The 15,904-nt window shown below is 64.4% G+C and carries 17 protein-coding genes; 6 read left to right on the forward strand and 11 right to left on the reverse strand.

The window, feature by feature from the left end; translation table 11 throughout:
- Positions 1-28 precede the first annotated feature (28 nt).
- A complete protein-coding gene (locus ACYG9Z_RS20050) occupies positions 29-1,546 on the reverse strand; it encodes a winged helix-turn-helix domain-containing tetratricopeptide repeat protein (protein WP_031244065.1) in 1,518 nt (505 codons plus the stop codon).
- A gap of 126 nt (positions 1,547-1,672) precedes the next feature.
- On the opposite strand from ACYG9Z_RS20050, the gene ACYG9Z_RS20055 reads away from it, so the two are divergent.
- Both ACYG9Z_RS20055 and ACYG9Z_RS20060 read left to right on the forward strand, forming a co-directional pair.
- Positions 1,673-1,903: a DUF1127 domain-containing protein gene (locus ACYG9Z_RS20055; protein WP_023751823.1), complete on the forward strand. Its 231-nt coding sequence runs from the start codon at positions 1,673-1,675 to the stop codon at positions 1,901-1,903.
- Positions 1,904-2,005: 102 nt separating this feature from the next.
- Positions 2,006-3,187 carry an MFS transporter gene (locus ACYG9Z_RS20060; RefSeq protein WP_023682662.1) on the forward strand — a complete coding sequence of 394 codons (1,182 nt, stop codon included), beginning with the start codon at positions 2,006-2,008 and terminating at the stop codon, positions 3,185-3,187.
- On the opposite strand, the gene ACYG9Z_RS20065 is transcribed toward ACYG9Z_RS20060, so the two are convergent.
- The 5 genes from ACYG9Z_RS20065 to ACYG9Z_RS20085 form a co-directional block, all read right to left on the reverse strand.
- Entirely contained in the window at positions 3,178-3,312 is a 135-nt protein-coding gene (locus ACYG9Z_RS20065) for a hypothetical protein (RefSeq protein ID WP_023682661.1), read from the reverse strand. The genes ACYG9Z_RS20060 and ACYG9Z_RS20065 overlap by 10 nt on opposite strands.
- Before the next feature lie 212 nt (positions 3,313-3,524).
- A complete protein-coding gene (locus ACYG9Z_RS20070) occupies positions 3,525-3,689 on the reverse strand; it encodes a DUF3309 family protein (RefSeq protein WP_023667887.1) in 165 nt (54 codons plus the stop codon).
- 363 nt (positions 3,690-4,052) lie between these two features.
- Positions 4,053-5,939 (reverse strand): ABC transporter ATP-binding protein, encoded by a 1,887-nt coding sequence (locus tag ACYG9Z_RS20075; RefSeq protein ID WP_023751824.1) that lies wholly within the window; start codon positions 5,937-5,939, stop codon positions 4,053-4,055.
- Positions 5,939-7,795: an ABC transporter ATP-binding protein gene (locus ACYG9Z_RS20080; RefSeq protein WP_031244067.1), complete on the reverse strand. Its 1,857-nt coding sequence runs from the start codon at positions 7,793-7,795 to the stop codon at positions 5,939-5,941. Before ACYG9Z_RS20080 ends, ACYG9Z_RS20075 begins: the two co-directional genes overlap by 1 nt.
- A gap of 243 nt (positions 7,796-8,038) precedes the next feature.
- On the reverse strand, positions 8,039-8,953 hold the full coding sequence (locus ACYG9Z_RS20085) for a dihydrodipicolinate synthase family protein (protein ID WP_023692224.1): 915 nt from the start codon (positions 8,951-8,953) through the stop codon (positions 8,039-8,041).
- A gap of 264 nt (positions 8,954-9,217) precedes the next feature.
- Here ACYG9Z_RS20085 and ACYG9Z_RS20090 point away from each other — a divergent pair, with 264 nt between their 5' ends.
- Positions 9,218-10,150: a LysR family transcriptional regulator gene (locus ACYG9Z_RS20090; RefSeq protein WP_023751826.1), complete on the forward strand. Its 933-nt coding sequence runs from the start codon at positions 9,218-9,220 to the stop codon at positions 10,148-10,150.
- Here ACYG9Z_RS20090 and ACYG9Z_RS20095 read toward each other — a convergent pair.
- From ACYG9Z_RS20095 to ACYG9Z_RS20105, 3 genes are all read right to left on the reverse strand, one after another.
- Entirely contained in the window at positions 10,101-10,838 is a 738-nt protein-coding gene (locus ACYG9Z_RS20095) for an SDR family oxidoreductase (protein ID WP_023751827.1), read from the reverse strand. The genes ACYG9Z_RS20090 and ACYG9Z_RS20095 overlap by 50 nt on opposite strands.
- A 167-nt stretch (positions 10,839-11,005) precedes the next feature.
- Positions 11,006-11,614 carry an NAD(P)-dependent oxidoreductase gene (locus ACYG9Z_RS20100; RefSeq protein ID WP_023738386.1) on the reverse strand — a complete coding sequence of 203 codons (609 nt, stop codon included), beginning with the start codon at positions 11,612-11,614 and terminating at the stop codon, positions 11,006-11,008.
- 52 nt (positions 11,615-11,666) lie between these two features.
- The gene (locus ACYG9Z_RS20105) at positions 11,667-12,305 is read right to left on the reverse strand and encodes a DsbA family protein (RefSeq protein WP_023751828.1); all 639 of its coding nucleotides are present in this window, start codon (positions 12,303-12,305) and stop codon (positions 11,667-11,669) included.
- A 102-nt stretch (positions 12,306-12,407) separates the two neighbouring features.
- Here ACYG9Z_RS20105 and ACYG9Z_RS20110 point away from each other — a divergent pair, with 102 nt between their 5' ends.
- The 3 genes from ACYG9Z_RS20110 to ACYG9Z_RS20120 all read left to right on the forward strand — a co-directional run bounded on the left by ACYG9Z_RS20110 (position 12,408) and on the right by ACYG9Z_RS20120 (position 14,102).
- Positions 12,408-13,319, forward strand: a complete 912-nt coding sequence (locus tag ACYG9Z_RS20110; RefSeq protein ID WP_023699792.1) for a LysR substrate-binding domain-containing protein — start codon at positions 12,408-12,410, stop codon at positions 13,317-13,319.
- Between the two features lie 96 nt (positions 13,320-13,415).
- Positions 13,416-13,691, forward strand: a complete 276-nt coding sequence (locus ACYG9Z_RS20115) for a hypothetical protein (RefSeq protein ID WP_023729215.1) — start codon at positions 13,416-13,418, stop codon at positions 13,689-13,691.
- A gap of 75 nt (positions 13,692-13,766) precedes the next feature.
- Positions 13,767-14,102 carry a hypothetical protein gene (locus ACYG9Z_RS20120; protein ID WP_023751829.1) on the forward strand — a complete coding sequence of 112 codons (336 nt, stop codon included), beginning with the start codon at positions 13,767-13,769 and terminating at the stop codon, positions 14,100-14,102.
- Positions 14,103-14,148: 46 nt separating this feature from the next.
- Here the strand turns inward: ACYG9Z_RS20120 and ACYG9Z_RS20125 are convergent, their stop codons facing one another.
- Positions 14,149-15,177 carry an ROK family protein gene (locus tag ACYG9Z_RS20125; protein ID WP_023751830.1) on the reverse strand — a complete coding sequence of 343 codons (1,029 nt, stop codon included), beginning with the start codon at positions 15,175-15,177 and terminating at the stop codon, positions 14,149-14,151.
- Positions 15,177-15,902: a ribulose-phosphate 3-epimerase gene (locus ACYG9Z_RS20130; RefSeq protein WP_031244068.1), complete on the reverse strand. Its 726-nt coding sequence runs from the start codon at positions 15,900-15,902 to the stop codon at positions 15,177-15,179. The genes ACYG9Z_RS20125 and ACYG9Z_RS20130 overlap by 1 nt, the downstream gene beginning before the upstream one ends.
- Positions 15,903-15,904 lie beyond the last annotated feature (2 nt).

Here is a 15,904-nt window from a genome sequence, read left to right on the forward strand (position 1 = left end):
CCTGGCATCGATCGAGCACGCCGGTCCGTCACTCCGGAAGGCCGGCCTTTCGGAAGCCATCGACGAAATGGTCGAGCGTGGCCGTGTCGCGGAACGGCTCCGTCTCGACCCAGTGGCGGGTGGTGAAATGTGGGTTCGCGACAAGGAAAAGGTCGACCTCGGCGCGCGCCTCATCGATCCGGCCGAGTTGCGCAAGGCTTGCCGCAAGGAAACGGCGCGAGCTTGTCCGATACGTCTCGTCCCGGCGCGTCGTCTCGACCGCGGCTTCATAGTCGCGCGCCGCATATTGCGCCTGGCCGAGCGTCAGGTAGTACCAGCTTGCCGGAAACGGGTTCAGCCGGAACGCCTTGCCGATATAGTCGAGGCCGTCCTCGACGCGCCCGGCCAGGACCGCGATGTCGGACAATGTCGCCCAGGCATCGGCCTCGTTCGGGTCGAGTTCGAACGCCTTGGCAAATCCCACATCCGCTTCGTCGAATCTGCGCTCATAGGCAAGCAGGTTGGCAAGCACCCAGTGGCAGCCGGCATCGTTGGGATCGATCGCCACAGCCTTGCGCGCCAGTTCCAGGGCAAGGCCGCGGGCAGGCTCAATGGGCTCTCCCCAATGCACCCATCCCATCCAGTGGTTCATGGCAAGCCAGCGATAGGCTTCGGCATAGTCCGGATCGAGCGCAAGCGCGCGCGTCAGCAACAGATGCGCTTCGCGCGCCGTCTCCGGCGAGACGTCGATCAGGTTGCGGGCCCGCACGCACAGATCGTAGGCCTCGAGATTCTTGGGTCGGTTGCGCGGCGGCGGCGCGCGCAGCCGGCCAAGCAGCGCCTCGACGATCTTGGCCGTCACCTCGTCCTGGACGGCAAAGATATCTTCCAGGCCGCGATCGAAGCGGTCTGCCCATAAATGCTCGCCGCTCAGCGCGTCGACCAGCTGCGCGTTGATGCGCACGCGCCCGGCGGCACGTCTGGCGCTGCCTTCCAGCAGATAGCGCACGCCAAGTTCCCTCGCGATCTCGCGCACATCCACCGCCTTGCCCTTGTAGGCAAAGGTCGAGTTGCGCGCGATGACGAACAGGCCGCCGATCCGGGACAGGTCGGTGATCAGGTCTTCGGTCAACCCGTCGGCGAAGGCTTCCTGCTCGGGGTCGTTGCTGAAGTTGGCGAAGGGCAGCACGGCTATCGACGGTTTGGCGGGCAGCGGCAAAGCCTGTCGCTTCGCGTCACCGAGCTGTTCGATGGCGCCGGTAAAGCGATAGCCGACGCGCGGCACCGTCGATATCCATTCACCGCCGTTCGCGGCCGGACCCAGCAGCTTGCGCAACTGTGCGATCTGGACGGTGAGGTTGCCTTCCTCGACGGCCGTGCCTGGCCATGCCGCGTCCATCAACTCGGCCTTGGCCAGGATCTCGCCGGGCCGGGCGACGAGCGCCGCGAGCAGTTGCAGTCCGCGATGACCGGCGGCGACGGGGACATCGTCCCGAAGGAGCGTTCCCGCACCGGGATCAAGGACGAACGGACCAAAGGCAAAGCGCGCTCCTTGCATAACGCGCATCTATAGCCCGTTTGGAAGTTTTGAGAACTATTTGGGAAGGCTTAATTACGGCGCCGTCCGCATGCTGCAGAATTCAGCCTCGTTCAAGCCGAGGGTTCTTGCCCCTCAAACCGAATGGAGGTTGCCATGAACGATACCCTTGCTTCTGCTCCGGCAGCCTGGCCGGAAAAACCCGCGGCGTCATCGCGCCGGCACCTGGCGAGCCCGCGCAGCATGATCGCCGCCTGGCGCGAGCGGATACGCTTTCGCTGGGACCTCAAGCAGATGGCGGAGGCCAATCCGCATCTGATCGACGATATCGGCCTGACCAGACGCCAGGTCGAGGCCGAAATCGTCAAACGCTTCTGGCAAGTGTGAGCTGATGTCGCGGATAAGACCCGCCCGCCTGTTTGGGCGTACCGCGGCGTTTTGCCGGCATTTGCACTTGCCGGAACGTGCCGATCCTGCTTCGAAGTCGGCATGAGCGCCGAAGACGCGACGTCACCGCCGGAGAACCACATCGCATGGGCCGCGATGGCCGGCATCATCGCGACAGTTACGGTGTTCGCCATAGCACAGGGGCTGACGTATCCGCTGCTCAGCTTCATCCTGGAACGGCAAGGGACGACACCGGGCCTTATCGGCCTCTCGGCCGCGATGACGCCTCTGGGTTTCATTATATCGTCGCTCTTCACGCCGGCGCTGGTCCGGCGGGTGGGCGCGGCGCGCTTTGCGGTTGTGTGTTCGATCCTGGCAGCAACCGTCCTGATCGCGATTGCCTGGACGCAGGATGTATGGGCCTGGATGCCGTTGCGCTTCCTGCTCGGCTTCTTTGCCAATCCGCTTTACGTGATCAGTGAAACCTGGCTGGTCTCGATCACACCCGCCGCACGCCGAGGCCGCATCATGGGCCTATACTCCTCCATCGTTTCCGCCGGCTTTGGCCTCGGCCCGCTGTCGCTAGGCTTGGTCGGCACGCAAGGATGGCCACCCTTCATCATCGGCAGCGCGGCCTTCCTTGTCTGCGGCCTGATCGTGCTTGCCGTCGCGCCACGCCTGCCCGACATGCCGCGTGAGGGCGAAGCGGTGTCGGTCGGCGGCTTCTTCGCGCTGGCGCCGCTGTCCTTGTTCGCAGTCTTCACGGCTGCCGCCTTCGAGCAAGTCCTGCTTTCGCTGTTCGCGGTCTATGGTGCCGCGCTCGGCAGCACTGAGCAGCGCATCGCTTCGCTCATCACCTGTTTCATCGCCGGCAATGCCGTGCTGCAGGTCGTGCTTGGGCGCGCCGCCGAACGGTTTGGCTCGAAGCCGATGATGCTGTTCTGTGTCCTGGCTTGCCTGGCCGGTTGTTTGCTGTTGCCGTTGCTCTTCGCTACATGGCTTGTCTGGCCGCTCTTCTTCGTCTGGGGCGGGGTCTCGTTCGGGATCTACACGCTGTCGCTGATCCAGCTCGGCGAGCGTTTCACCGGTCAAGCCTTGATCGCCGGCAATGCCGCCTTCGCGTTCGTATGGGGGGTAGGCGGCATCGTCGGCTCACCCGTGGCCGGGCTGGCGATGCAACTGACCGGACATCAGGGACTGCCATTGTCGCTTGGCCTGCTGTGCTGCGTGCTGGTGGTGTTTCTGCTGGCGGAGTTACGGCGGGTTGACCGCGTTCAGGCGTAAGGCGTGCCTGCCATTGCGGCCTTCAGGCCGATGCTGCCCTTGTCGACAATAGCGAGAAAGGCCGGACCCGCCTCGTCGCCGTCCTGGGTTTCTCGAAGCGTCCGATCCGCCTCGATGAACGCCACGGCCGCCAGGCGGGTGTCGGGGTCTGCAGCTTACGCCCGCCGCCTTCGGATAGTGCCACCATTAGGATATCCCAGCTCGTCGCGTTCGCTCTCGCTCGCGCCGACGTCGGCCCAGTCCGGACCAGCAATGTCTTCAGCTGCCATGTCTTCAAACCTCGATGTCAGGCGAAAACGCGGCCGCCGTAGAAACTCGGCGGCCGCCAATGGCGACGCTATATTCGCCCGAGAACAACCAGAATGATCACGATGATCAGCACCAGCCCGAGGCCACCGCCGCCATAGTAACCAGTGCCGTAGAACGGGCCGCCGCCGAGGCCGCTGAAGCCGCCGAGCAACGCGATGATCAGGATGATAATAAGAATGGTACCCAGGCCCATATGCCGTCTCCTTCGCTGCCGCGCCGTTCACGGCGCGGCTCGAAGAACTAAACTCCCAGCAAGCCTTCCTGTTCCCCGGCGATTTTCATCCGACGGCTAAGGAACGAAAGCCATCATGACGGCGTTTGCTGAGGTTCCGGCGCAAGCTGCGCGTGCATCGCGCGCCAGGCGGCGCGTAGAATTCAGAATTTACGCGGGATTGCCCTTTAGGCGGCCGGCCGCTCCTCCACCTGAACGCGCGGCAGGCGTGACGCCGGGCTTACGCTGGAAGGCGAGCTGAAACGTGTCGTCATCTGAAGCCGAATTGGTCGACGACGAGTTTTGGCCCCGCACCATTCCCAGTCGAGCTGAACCGGCAGCCGCTCACGTCGCCTTGCCGGCCGGCGCGCCTATGTCTTCCTCGGCAATATCGTCGAACGATGCGTAGTTCATGTTGTAGAGCCTGGCATAGAGGCCCTTGGCCGCCATCAGCTGCTCGTGATTTCCGCTCTCGACGATCTCGCCGTTCTGTAAGACGATGATGCGGTCGGCGCCGCGTATGGTCGCCAGCCGGTGCGCGATGACCAGCCCGGTGCGGCCTTCCAGCAGCGTGACCAGTGCCTTCTGGATCAGCATCTCGGTGTAGGAATCGATGCTCGCCGTCGCCTCGTCCAGCACCAGGATTTTCGCATCCGCCACCAGTGCGCGTGCAAAGCTGATCAGCTGGCGCTGGCCGAGGGACAGATTGCCGCCGCGCTGTTCGAGCTCGGTGTCGTAGCCGTCAGGCAAATGCTCGATGAAGTCGTGCGCGCCAACGGCTTGCGCGGCGCGCACAACCTCTTCGCTGGTAGCCGATGTCTTGTGGTAGCGGATGTTCTCCAGCACCGTGCCGGAAAACAGGAACGGCTCCTGCAGCACCATCGCCACCTGATCGCCGAGCGAATCCTGCGTCACGTCGCGCACATCGTGGCCGCCGACCCGCACCTCGCCCGACCAGACATCATAGAAGCGGTGCACCAGCGCCATGCAGCTCGACTTGCCCGAACCGGTCGGGCCGACAAGCGCAACCGTCTCGCCCGGATTGACGCGGAAGGAGATGTTTTTCAGCACCGGCTGGTTCTGCCGGTAGCCGAAGGTGACGTTCCTGAACTCGACCGAACCGTCCATGTCGCGCGTCAGCGTCACCGCGCCCTGTCTGTCGCTGACGTCGACCGGTACGTCGAGCACTTCGGAGATGCGTTGGCCCGACGCCATGGCGCGCTGCATGACCGAGTACTGCATGGTGAGCGAGCGGATCGGGTCGAAGAAGCGCTGGATATAGAACAGGAACGCCACCATGACGCCGATGTCGAGGCTGTGCGACAGCACCATCGAGCCGCCGACGACGATGACCGTCGCCATCGCAATGCCGGTCAGCGTGTCGACGATCGGCACCATCACCTGCGCATATTTGGCCGAGGTCAGGTGGGTCCTGAGATTGGCCAGCACCTTCTCGTCATAGAGGTCGAAATTGACATGCTGGCGTTCGAGACTCTGCACCGTGCGCACGCCATGGATGCCTTCCGCCAGCGCCCCATTGGCAATCGAGTTGGTCTCGTGCGCGGCCATGAAAGCGACCTTGGCGCGCGGCAACCAGAACAGGCGCACGACGAACAGCACCGGCATGGTCGACAGCGTCAACAGGCCGAGACGAAAATCGAGCCACAAAAGCACGCTGACGATGCCGAACAGAAGCACGATGTCGCCCACCGACATGACCGACGTCTCAAGGAATTCCTGCATCGAATTGACGTCGCCCTGCAGGCGCGACATCAGCCGGCCCACCTCGGTCTTGTCCATGAAGCTCAGCGAGACGCGCTGCAGATGGCTGAACATGGCGCGGCGCAAATCCGACAGCACATTCTCGGCCACCTTGCCGACGACACTTTCCTGGACATAGCTGGCGCCATAATTGATCAGGATGATCAGAGCGAAGGCGCCGATCGCCCAGTTCATCACCGAGCGGTCGGCCTTGCCCGCCGCCATGCCGTGGTCGATGGCGTAACGGATGACCAGCGGGCTCGCCAATTGCGTCAGAGTGAACACCAAAACGGCGGCGACCGAGATGAAGATCCGGCCCTGATACGGTCTCACGAAGCTCCAGATGCGGCGCACGATGCGCGGATCGTAGACCTTGCCGAAGACCTCTTCCTCGTCGCGGTGCGAACCGACGACGGCCCTGGTGGGCCGCCGGCTGGTGTCTTCCTTCTGGTCGTCGTTCTGTGTCGACATCATGCGGCTCCCACCGCCACCGGAAAATCGTCGTCCGGCCGCAGCTGCAGGTCGTAAAGCGCGCGGTAGCGTCCGCCGAGCGCCAGCAATTCCTGGTGCGTGCCGCGCTCGGCAATGCGGCCATTCTCGACGAACAGGATCTGGTCGGCATGCATCAGCGAGCTCAGCCGGTGCGAAATGATCAGCGTCACGCGGTCCTTGGCGAAACGCTTCATCGCGGTGCGGATTCGCTGCTCGGTGCCGGCGTCGACAGCCGCGGTGGAATCGTCGAAGACCAGAACCGAAGGCCGCAGGATCAGCGTGCGGGCGATGGTCAGGCGCTGCCGCTGGCCGCCGGAAAGCGATGAGCCGCGCTCGCCCACGACCGTGGTGTAGCCGGCCGGAAGCCCGATGATGTAATTGTGCAGCTGGGCGTATTCAGCCGCCTGCCCGATGCGGGTCTCGCGCGCCCAGGGATTTCCATAGGCGATGTTGTTTTCGATCGAGGTGGTGAACAGGAAGGCGTCCTGCTGCACGACGCCGACCGCCTTGCGCAGCGATTGCAGCGTCACCTCGCGGAGATCCTGTCCGTCGATGGTGATCGCGCCCGACGTGACGTCGTAGAAGCGCGGGATCAGATGCGCGATGGTCGACTTGCCGCCGCCAGGCGGGCCGACAATGCCGACGGTCTCGCCGGACCTGGCCTCGAAGGAAATGCCCGACAGCGCCGGCCGGCCGCCGGCGCCCGCGTAGCGGAAGCCGACATTGTCGAAGCGCAGCACGCCTTCGGTGACCACGAGATCCTTGGCATCAGGCGCATCCTCGATGTCAAGTTCGGCGTCAAGCAGTTCGAACAGCCTTGTGCCGCAGGTCGAGGCGCGGGCGAACGAGTTGACCATCAGCCCGAGCTGGCGCACCGGCATTTGCAGGATGGTCATGAAGGTGAGGAATTGGGCCAGCGTGCCGACGCTGATCTGGCCCGCGATCACCTTCTGGCCACCGAACCACAGCACCAGGCCCATGGCAGCCAGGAAGGAAAAATTCATGGCGCTGGTGTTGGAGACGCGGATGTCGACGCGCTGGTCGGCAAGCTCCAGCGCCGACTTCTTGGCGCGGTCGAATTTTTCCAGCTCATGCCGCTGCGCCGCAAAGGCGCGCACGACGCGGATGCCGCCGAGGTTCTCGTCCATCACCCGGCTCAGCACTGACAGCCGCTCCTGCAGCGTCAGCCAGGTGCTGCGCAGCCTGAGCTGTGTGACCGAGGAGCGCCAGGCGACGAACGGCACGAAACTCAGACTGAGCAGCCCGAGCTCGAGATCGGTGCTGATCAGGAGATAGGAGCCGACGCCGATCAGCACGCCGAGCAGCACCACGCGCAATATGCCGGTGGAAAAGAACATGCGCACGCCATCGAGGTCGAGCAGGCCAAGCGTAATCAGGTCACCGGTATGCACCCGGTCATGGAAGGAGAAGCTCAGCCGCTGGATCTTCTCGTAGAAGGCCAGGCGCAGCTCATAGCCGGTGCGGTGGCCGACGGCCTCGCCATAATAATTCTGCGCCATCGTGAAGAGGCCGCGCAGGATGCTGACGACGAGCAAGGTGATCGCCGTCGTCCACAGCGCCTGCTCAGCCGCCGCGCCGCCGCCTCCAGCCATCACGCCTTGCGCCTGGTCGATGGCGTGGCCCAGCAGGCGCGGGATGAACAGCTGCAGCGTCGCGGCGATGAAGGTCGAGGCGATGGTGACCGCAACCTGCCAGGGATGGCGCAACGTCATGCGCACGATGCGCAGCAGCGTGCTGAGGCCCTTGCCCCAGGACGCCTCCGCCACATGGGCAAACGATTTGCCGCGCTTCGCCGCGCCGCGGGTTGCATCCATTGCCAAGGAAAATATCCAATCCGGTCCGGACATTAGCCCAGACGAATGAAGAAGACTCAGTTTCAGATGCCGCGATGGTACGCCTCCATTTTGACCGTTCAAGGGCCAATGGCGGCATCGCACTGTGCCTGAAAGGGGCTGATCGTCCGCGACCGCTTAAGCCCGTGTCGGCGTTAGAGGCGGCAGGCTCGTCACTTTAGGCCGATTGAAAAGATGCGAGCATGTGGGTTGCGCCAACCGCCATCATGCGTGACCTCGGCCAATGTGATCGGCTGCGGGACCGAGCGCAGTGAGCAGCGCCTTGCCGCTTTCCAGCGTCGCATTCTCATGCGGCGCGCGCAGGTTGAGCCAGCGTTTGTCGCCGGAGCGCACCGCCAGCACGGCCTTCATTGCCGGGATCAGGCCTGCATCCTGGATCACCTTGCGGAACGCCCTGATCGCGGCGTCCGCTTCCGTGACGTCTTGGCCAGCGATCGTCGCGTCGTAGAGGGCGCGGATGGCCGCAGCGTTGAGATTGACGGTCGCGGAGATACAGCCCGCAGCACCACTGGCGAGCCCCTTGGTCAGTTGCGCCTCCGAGCTGGGGAACACCGCGACGTCGGGTGCGGCGGCAATCACCGCCGCCGTGTTGTTCCAGTCGCCGGCGCTATCCTTGTAGGCGACGACCGTCTCTGGAAACGCCGCGCTCAACCGGGCGGTCAGGGCAGGGCTTACCGGCACGCCGGAGTTCTGCGGGATGTGGTAGAGGATCATCTTCAGCGCCGGGTTGGCCACCCTTTCGATCAGCTCGCTGTAGTAGCGCGCCTGGCCATCGTCCCCGGCGGCCGTGTAGAAGAACGATGGCAGCACCATCACGGCGGCGCAGCCGAGGCCGACCGCGTGCTTCGACAGTTCGACGGTTTCGGGCAGTGCGGTGACGCCGGTGCCGGGCATCATGCGCCCCGGCGAAATGCCTGATGCAACCAGCCATTCCAGCGCCTGCATGCGCTCGTCGAGCGAGAGCGACAGTGCCTCGCCCGTGGTGCCGAACGGCGACAGCAAATGGGCGCCCTGGCCCAGCACCCATTTGGCATGTGAGATCCACAGGTCACGGGCAATGCGGCCATCGTTCTCGAACGGCGTCAGGATCGGGGCGATGGTTCCTTGCGGGCGGGGCATGTCGGTCCTTCCATCGGTGCTGGAAATCAGCTTGGCATAGAGCATACGTGCGATGCGATCTGCCAGAGGCGATCTCTTGGGCCACCGCGCCGGCCGTGGGAAAACTTGCGGGTCATTGCCGCGAAATTCTGGCCCTTCGGTCTGCCGCAACCAGATGACGCCGGCGTCAATGGGTTGCAAATGGACCGGGGTTGCAAATGGACCAGGGTTGCAAGTGGACCAGCCAAGCCCGAAATGTCGAACAGAGACAGATCCGGAAACGGCATGCACCCACGATTGCTCAAGACCTTCCTCGCCGTGGCGCGGCACCGTAATATCACCCGTGCAGCGCGGGAGGTTCATCTGGCGCAGTCGAGCGTCAGCGACCAGATCCAGTCGCTGGAAAGCGAACTTGGCGTCGTCCTCTTCATCCGCTCGCGCCACGGCCTCGACCTGACGACGGCCGGCGACGCGCTGAAACCTTATGCGGAAGAGATTCTGCAACTGGCGGAGGAGGCGCGTATTGCGGTCGAGGCAACGACGGGAATGACCGCCGGAACGGTTACGGTCGGCGCGCTGGAGACGATTGCCACTGTCAAACTTCCGCAATGGCTGGCGGCCTTTCAAGGCGACCACCCGGAGATCGGTCTGCGGCTCAAAATCGCCGGCAGCGATGCCCTGCTGCGGCAGCTCGAAGAAGGCGAGATCGACGTCGCCTTCTGTTTCGACAAGGGCGGTCTGGATGAACGCCTGGCCAGGCGCACGATATCGGCCGAGCCGCTGGTCCTTGTCGCATCAGCTGAACATGCGGCCGCATCGCGACAGAACGACCTAGCCGCGCTCGCCGCGATGCGTTTCGTGGTGACGGAAACCGGATGCGTCTACCGGCATCTGTTCGACACTGCCTTTGCCGAGATTGCAGCGCCAGAACTTGCCGCCGAAGTCGGCAGCATCGGCGCCATTGCGGGCCTGGTGGCGACTGGTGTCGGCATGGGCCTGGTGCCGCGGCTGGCCGTTGCCGACGCGCTCGATCGCGGCGAGATCGTCGAATTGCCGTGGCCGGGGTCGGCCCGCACGGCGTCGCTGGTCATGGTCTGGCGCCGCCGGCGGGTTCAGCCGCCGGCGCTGAAACTGCTGCTGGCGGCCGCGGCCAGGAATTTCGCTGCGCTCAGATCAGCCGATGACCGCCCTCGACATGCAGAACCGTCCCTGTCGTAAAACCGTTGCCCATCAGAAAGGCGATGGCATCGGCAATGTCGTCCGGCTGTCCGACGCGGCCGACCGGCAGGCGCCTGGCCATTGCATCGAGCGTCTCGTCCTTCTTGTCGCCGGCCACAAAACTCCAGATCGGCGTGTCGACCCAGCCCGGCGAGACGGCGTTGACACGGACCGGCGCCAGCTCGACCGCCAGCGCCCGCACCAACCCTTCCAGCGCAGCGTTGACAGCGGCAACGACCGAGCCGCGCGCCGCCGGCCGGTAGGCGGCGATGCCTGAGGTGAAGGTGATGGAGCCGTTGGCCGAAAGCTGCGGCGCGCCATGCTTGGCGAGCAGCAGCGGCCCGTAGAATTTGCTTTCGACGACTCTCTGCGCCGCCTTCAGGTCGATCGCAGGCAATAACTCATAGGCGCCTTCGATATCGGCGGCGGTGCTGACGATATGGTCGAGCCGGCCAATCGGCCTGAACAGGTCAGCGACCTGATCCTCCCTTGCAATATCGGCCGCGATGGCGCTCAGACCGGCATGGTTCCGCAGCGCCTCGCCGGCACGCTTGAGCCTGGCTTCACTGCGGCCGACGATGATGACTTCGGCGCCTGAGTCCAGGCACCGCCTTGCCAACGCGAGCCCCATTCCGGAGCTGCCGCCGACGATAGCGATTTTCGATTTTGAGATGTCTGTGTCTGCCATGTTTCCGTTCCTGTCCTGAACCGCTCCGGGCGAGAGTTCGCAGGCCGGCGGCAGGAGTGGAAACGGAAGAAAGCGATAGTGCCATCGGAGACTCCGATGGCACTATCGTCGATAAGAAACGACGCGGGCCACTCCGTCGAGTGGCCCACCTGTCAATAGAAGTGCGCTCAATAGCCGACCGTAAAGCGCTGCTTGATATGCGCCGGCTTTTCGATCTCGTCGGCCATGACGATGGCGTAGTCCTCGAAGGAAATGCTGCTGCCCTTGTCGGACGTCAGCAGCGTGTCCTTGCCGATGCGGTATTTGCCGGTGCGCTCGCCGGCGACGAACAACGCCGAAGGCGACAGCAAGGTCCAGTCGAGATCGTCGACCGTCCGCAGCGTGTCGAGGAAGTCGGCGCCCTTCTGCGCCTCGGCCTTGTAGATATCAGGGAAGGTCGGCGTGTCGACCAGGCGCTTGCCGGGCGCAACCTCAAGGCTGCCGGCGCCGCCGACGACGAGGTAGCGTTTGACGCCGGAAGCACGCACGGCTGCGATGAGCGTATCGGGATCGCTGTCGAGGAAATGCACCGAGGAGATCACCGCGTCATGACCCTTGATCAGGGCGGCAAGGCCATCCTTGTCGAAGACGTCGCCCTTCTTGGCAATCACGCCCGGAAGTGCCGCGATCTTGTCTGGATGCCGGGCAATGGCGGTGATGCTGTGACCGCGATCGGAGAGTTCCTTGAGCAGGCGCGAGCCGACCTGGCCGGACGCGCCGATAAGTGCGATTTTCATGGGGATTTTCCTTTCGTCTGGGGAGAATTTCGTCTGGGGAGAATTTCTGGGACTACGCCGCCTCGATGTGAGCGACGAGATTGTCGTAGCTGCCGAACAGCGCGTTGGCGCCGATCAGGCGCGGCGCCGTTTGGCCGATCACCGCGATCGCGGGAACGCCATTGGCATGCAGCCGCTGGAACAATGCCCGCCCGCGGCTGACCAGGTCGTCATGCTTCGCCAGAAACGCCTGCGTCGGCGCTTTCAAAAGCTTTGCCGCGTCGCTCATGCCGGCGTCGGCCAGTACCGCGGCGACGCCGTCAACCGTCACAATATCGCGGCCGTCGACATAGCGGGCATGCTGGATCGCCTTCAGTGCCGCAAATCGCTGGCGCCAGTCGTCCAGTCCGGCGGCGTTGATGCCCATGGTGGCAGCGGAAGAATCGAGCAAGGTGCCGCTGACATTGAGCACATTGTCGAGATAGGCCTGGCTGAAGCGCTGTCCGCTCAGCCGCGCGATGCGCTGGTCATTGTCCCAGGCATGGGCGGCAAAACCTGCATCCAGCGGCCGCGCGCCCGCACCGGAGAAAAGCCCCACCGGCAACAGATCGAGTGCGGCCCCGCCGGCGGCCAGTCGATCCAGCATCGGCGTGGCGCCATGGCACCAACCGCAGAGCGGGTCGAAAAGATAGGTTAGGGTTGCATTGGTCATGGAGGCCTCATTCTGTTGCCCGATAGATGACAGCTGGACCGCTTGCGAAAAATGGCGATCAATCATACAAACTGTCTGATAAAATCAGACAATGAGTGGCCTGTGACCGAACTCCTCAATCTCAATCGGCTCGTCTACTTCGCCACCGTGGTGGAGACCGGCTCGTTCACGGCCGCTGCCGACCGTCTCGATGTTGCCAAGGCTGTGGTCAGCCATCAGGTCGGCAAGCTCGAAGAAGAGCTTGGCGCTACGCTGTTGCGGCGCACGACCCGGCGCGTGACGGCGACCGAAGAGGGTCGTCTGTTCTATGACCGGACCGCGATCATCCTGCGCGAGGCGGAGGCAGCCTATGGCGACATTTCGCAGCGAGCGGCGCAGCCGACGGGGACGCTGCGGCTGACGGCACCGCTCGATTATGGCGAGAAGGTCGTGGCGCCGACCATCGCCGCCTACATCAGAAAATACCCGAAAATGCGGGTCGAGACGATCTTCGACGATGCGGTCAGCAACCTGGTCGACGAGCAGATCGATCTTGGCATCCGCGTCGGCTGGCTTGCCGATTCCAGCAATCTGGCGCGGCGGCTGGGCAGCCTGCAGCAATTCGTCGTCGCCAGCCCGGAACTGGCCGCCAGGCTGCCTGGGGAAGCCAGCCCCAGGCAGGCGAAGTCGCTGCCCTGGGTCGGCAACGCCCAGTTGCGCGGGGTCGGCCAATGGCTGTTCTCGAGGGGCACGGAAACGGTGCTGGCCGAACTCAACCCCGTCGTCAGCTGCGACAAGACACCAGGCGTGCTGTCCTGCGTGCTGGCCGGCATCGGCCTCGGCATCTTTCCGGATTACAGCGTCGCCGACGACATTGCGCGCGGCCGGCTGGTGCGGGTGTTCGCGGACTGGACCTTGCCGTCCGGTGGCATCCATGCCGTCTTCCCGCCGGCGCGCTTCAGGCCGGCCAAGGTGCGCGCTTTCGTCGACCTCCTGGTTGCAGCCGAACGGCGGCGCGCGCGCAGTGCGGGCTGATTTCGGCACCGGCCGGCAATGCCGGCGAGGGAACCTTTGTTCGGCAGGCGCTTTTGGATATGCTGCGATTCCGAACCGTCAGAAGGGGTACTGCCGATGACCACCAAGATCTTTGCGACCTGCATGCTCGCTCTCGCTGTCGGCTGCAGCCTGTCCACAGCGGCTGTCGCCAAAGACAAGCATCGCCATCGTCAGCCAGAACCCGAACGCTACGTCCCCGCCCATCGCGACCTCATCTACGCCCTGTTCGGCGGCCCGCGCTACTATGACAAAATGCTGATCACCACGGCGGCCGGCCCGTGCTCTTACGACCGGGTCGGGCCGGACGCGAATGCGCTGAACAAGGTCAACGATCACCATTGCGGAAAGTAGATTGGTCCCAAAGGCGGGGTCCTGCGTCCCAGGGTTACCGGATGACGGCCGCCGCGAACACGATAGAGACAGTCGATGACCGCTGATGAGAAATGGTCTCCGTCCGAAAAGAAAGTCGCCCGCACTGCCTATGACGCAGCGCTGAAGGTGGCGCTCGACAAGACGTTGGCTGAACTCAAGAGCAGGGCCCACGTTGCGGCAACGCCTTCCGAAATGTGGGATGTCGAAGACTTTCTGCGGCAGCAGCGACGGAAGATCGACCAGATGTTCGACTATCGCTATTCACAGCTAATACAGGTCTTCGCCAATCTCATCCGGCAAGGCTATCTCGAGGAGAATCTCTTTGTTGGCTTGTCGGAAGACAAGCGGCAAACGATCCGAAAATACGCCAGCTGGAATCGCGAAGGGTAGGGGTCCTCTTCGGGGACCCTGGCGCTGCGCGCCGCGCAGTTTGAGCTCAGCCGTGGCTTGCCTCTCTGGCATCGGCGGTCGCGCCTCTGTCCTTGTCGTCCTGCGCCATCGCCAGCGGCGCACCCGGTTCGCCTTCCCACAGGATCAGGCTGGCGGCGCCGATCAGCCCGGCGCGGTCGCCGAGTTCAGCCTGCACGATCGGCACGTCGCGATAGGCCGGCATCGCCCGCTGCTGGATGACCGCTCTGATCGACGGTGCCAGAAGGTCGAACCCGTTGGAAAGGCCGCCACCCATGACAATCAGATCGGGCGAATAGAGATGCAAGACATTGGTGAAGCCGATGCCCAGCCATTGTGCTTCCGCCTCGATCAGGTCGAGAGCGTTGGCGTCGCCGGCCTTGGCAGCCTCTACGACATGCCTGGCCGAGACGTCACCGTCATTTGACAGCCGTCGTAAGAGCGAGCCGTCGCCCGGCGCGGTCAGTCGCGTGGCGCGGCGGCCGAGCGCGGTTCCGGAGGCAACGGCCTCGAAGCAGCCGATGGCGCCGCAAAAGCAGCGGTCGCCTTCACCGGTGATGGTCATGTGGCCGATCTCAGCCGCCAGTCCGCGCCTGCCGTGATAGATGTGGCCATCGGCGACGACGCCGCCGCCAATGCCGGTCGATACGGTCACGAACACCAGCGATCCGCTGCCGCGTCCGGCGCCAAAACGCCATTCGCCGAGCGCCGCCGCATTGGCGTCGTTTTCCAGCCGCACCGGCAGGCCGAAATGCTGCCCCAGAATGTCGACCAGCGGCACGTCGTGCCAGCCGGCCAGCGTCGGCGGCGCGATCACGATGCCCGCCTTGGGGTCGAGCGGTCCCGGCGCGCCGACGCCGATGCCGGCGACGTTTGCCTGCGGGTGTTCCCTAAGCAGCGTGCCTGCCAGAGCGACGATCTGGCCGATCACCGCCTCGGATCCCGCACCGGCAAGCGTCGGCGCTGAAGCATGAGCGACGATGCGGCCATCGCTTTCGACCAGCGCACCGCGCAGCGCCGTGCCGCCGAGATCGAAGGCCAGCGCAAGCTTGGTCATCAGGCGGCGACCTCCAGCCCGTGCAGCCAGGCCATGCGCCGGGCAAGGTCGGGATCGCCGAAGGCCAGCGAGCCCAGCACCACGGTCTCCGCACCTGCGGCGCGCAGTAAGGGCACGGTCTCGTGGCGGATGCCGCCATCGGCGGCGAGCACGATGTCGGCCTCGCGGCCGGCTTTGCGCATCAGCACGCGCGCCTCGATCAGGCGCGGACACGCCTGCTCCGACAGGCTTTGGCCCTTGACGCCGATGGAAGTGCCGAGCAGCGTCACGAACGCCACTTCCGGCAGGAAGGGCGTGACGGCCGCGACCGGTGTTTCCAGCCGCAGCACCACGCCGGCCTCGGCCCCGAGTTCACGCGCCAGCCGCACGGCCCGCAGACCGGTCTCGCCGTTTTCGGCATGCACGCTGATCAGGTCGGCGCCGGCCTCGATGAACTGGCGCGTCTGTTCCTCGACGATCTCGGCTTCGACCATCAAATGGACATGGATAGGCTTCGCGGTGAGCTTGGCGATGCGCGCCACCAGGTCCGGGAAGAACAGAAAGCCAGGGGTGAATCGGGCGTCGGCGACGTCGATATGATGAACATCGGCATGGGTCTCGATGCGCTTCAAATCGCGCTCCATATTGGCGAGGTCGGCCGACCACAGCGAAAACTCGCCGATAAGCCGGTTGCGCGGCAGGGCGGCAAATGCGGCGGGGCCGGACAGGGGCTTGTTCGTCGTCATCG

It is taken from the genome of Mesorhizobium sp. RSR380A (assembly GCF_054719385.1).